Below are 2,025 nucleotides of genomic sequence, written 5' to 3'. Positions count from 1 at the left end.
ATATCGACAACCTCTCGCGCAACCAAGACATCGCGGTCGGACTGCAAGTGATCTTGAAGCCACGGGCCCGTCCCACCCCGACATGGACCTCGATGCCCGAACGGACGTTAGATTTCGAGTTCTAGGCGTTCTGCGATGAAGGTTGGATCCCAGCCGGGATTGAAAGTGTCGACGTGGGTGAATCCGAGCCGCTCGTATAGGCCACGCAGGTTCGGGTGGCAGTCGAGCCGCAGCTTGGCGCACCCCTGCGTTCGCGCGGCATGGCGGCAAGCCTCGATCAGCGCGGAGCTGACACCCCGGCCCGCATGTGTCCGTCGCACCGCGAGCTTGTGCAGATATGCGGCCTCCCCCTTGAGGGCGTCGGGCCAGAACTCGGGATCCTCGGCCGACAAGGTGCAACAGCCGACGATGCCGTCGCTGCAACTCGCGACTAGGAGCTCGGATCTCAGGACGAAGGTCTCCGCGAATGTCCGGTCGATCCGCGCGACGTCCCAGGCGGGCGTTCCCTTGGCGGACATCCACGCCGCAGCGTCGTGCATCAGCCGCACAACCTCGTCGATATCACCCGAGCAGGCGACCCGAACGTTCGGAGGCTCCTCGCTGTCCATTCGCTCCCCTGGCGCGGTATGAACCGCCGCCTCATAGTGCAGTTTGATCCTGACGAGCCCAGCATGTCTGCGCCCACCTTCGCGGAACCTGACCAGGGTCCGCTAGCGGGCGGCCGGAAGGTGAATGCTAGGCATGATCTAACCCTCGGTCTCTGGCGTCGCGACTGCGAAATTTCGCGAGGGTTTCCGAGAAGGTGATTGCGCTTCGCAGATCTCCAGGCGCGTGGGTGCGGACGTAGTCAGCGCCATTGCCGATCGCGTGAAGTTCCGCCGCAAGGCTCGCTGGACCCAGATCCTTTACAGGAAGGCCAACGGTGGCGCCCAAGAAGGATTTCCGCGACACCGAGACCAATAGCGGAAGCCCCAACGCCGACTTCAGCTTTTGAAGGTTCGACAGCACGTGCAGCGATGTTTCCGGTGCGGGGCTCAAGAAAAATCCCATCCCCGGATCGAGGATGAGCCGGTCGGCAGCGACCCCGCTCCGTCGCAAGGCGGAAACCCGCGCCTCGAAGAACCGCACAATCTCGTCGAGCGCGTCTTCGGGTCGAAGGTGACCGGTGCGGGTGGCGATGCCATCCCGCTGCGCTGAGTGCATAACCACCAGCCTGCAGTCCGCCTCAGCAATATCGGGATAGAGCGCAGGGTCAGGAAATCCTTGGATATCGTTCAGGTAGCCCACGCCGCGCTTGAGCGCATAGCGCTGGGTTTCCGGTTGGAAGCTGTCGATTGAAACACGGTGCATCTGATCGGACAGGGCGTCTAAGAGCGGCGCAATACGTCTGATCTCATCGGCCGGCGATACAGGCCTCGCGTCCGGATGGCTGGCGGCCGGTCCGACATCCACGACGTCTGATCCGACTCGCAGCATTTCGATCGCCGCGGTGACAGCGCCGGCGGGGTCTAGCCGCCGGCTCTCATCGAAGAAGGAGTCCTCGGTGAGATTCAGAATGCCGAACACCGTCACCATGGCGTCGGCCTCCGCAGCGACTTCCACGATGGGGATCGGGCGAGCAAAAAGGCAGCAATTATGAGCCCCATACCTACAAAGCCCCACGCATCAAGCTTTTGCCCATGAAGCAACCAGGCAATGGCTGTAATTATGACGACGCCGAGTCCCGACCAGACTGCATAAGCAACACCGACAGGGATGGATTTCAGAACCAGAGAAAGAAAATAAAATGCGATGCCATAACCGATTATGACAACGGCGGAAGGGGCAAGCTTAGTAAAGCCCTCGCTAGATTTTAATGCGGATGTTGCGATTACTTCGCCAACTATTGCGATAACAAGAAAAAGCCAGCCTTTCATGATATATCTCCCAATTTGTGTAGGGCTTATTATGCACGCTTAAAAATAATAAAAGCAGACTTGACCTGATAGTTTGGCTGTGAGCAATTATGTGCTTAGTGCATCTAAC

Annotated in this window: 3 protein-coding genes; all 3 read right to left on the bottom strand. The window is 59.5% G+C overall.

Annotation, left to right across the window (positions count from 1 at the left end; genetic code table 11):
- Window positions 1-107 precede the first annotated feature (107 nt).
- Window positions 108-608: a GNAT family N-acetyltransferase gene (locus M0413_RS22495; protein ID WP_000376623.1), complete on the bottom strand. Its 501-nt coding sequence runs from the start codon at window positions 606-608 to the stop codon at window positions 108-110.
- 127 nt (window positions 609-735) lie between these two features.
- On the bottom strand, window positions 736-1,575 hold the full coding sequence (gene sul1 / locus M0413_RS22490) for a sulfonamide-resistant dihydropteroate synthase Sul1 (protein ID WP_000259031.1): 840 nt from the start codon (window positions 1,573-1,575) through the stop codon (window positions 736-738).
- Entirely contained in the window at window positions 1,569-1,916 is a 348-nt protein-coding gene (locus tag M0413_RS22485; RefSeq protein ID WP_000679427.1) for a quaternary ammonium compound efflux SMR transporter QacE delta 1, read from the bottom strand. The genes sul1 and M0413_RS22485 overlap by 7 nt, the downstream gene beginning before the upstream one ends.
- Between the last annotated feature and the right edge of the window lie 109 nt (window positions 1,917-2,025).

Source organism: Shewanella sp. 8A (assembly GCF_023475945.1).
GTDB classification, from domain to species: domain Bacteria; phylum Pseudomonadota; class Gammaproteobacteria; order Enterobacterales; family Shewanellaceae; genus Shewanella; species Shewanella xiamenensis.
This window is presented reverse-complemented; position numbering and strand designations above follow the sequence as displayed.

Bases quoted from the DNA above. Each gene is read 5' to 3' on its own strand.
- M0413_RS22495 (WP_000376623.1), bottom strand. From the start codon at position 608: ATGGACAGCGAGGAGCCTCCGAACGTTCGGGTCGCCTGCTCGGGTGAT.
- sul1 (WP_000259031.1), bottom strand. From the start codon at position 1,575: ATGGTGACGGTGTTCGGCATTCTGAATCTCACCGAGGACTCCTTCTTC.
- M0413_RS22485 (WP_000679427.1), bottom strand. From the start codon at position 1,916: ATGAAAGGCTGGCTTTTTCTTGTTATCGCAATAGTTGGCGAAGTAATC.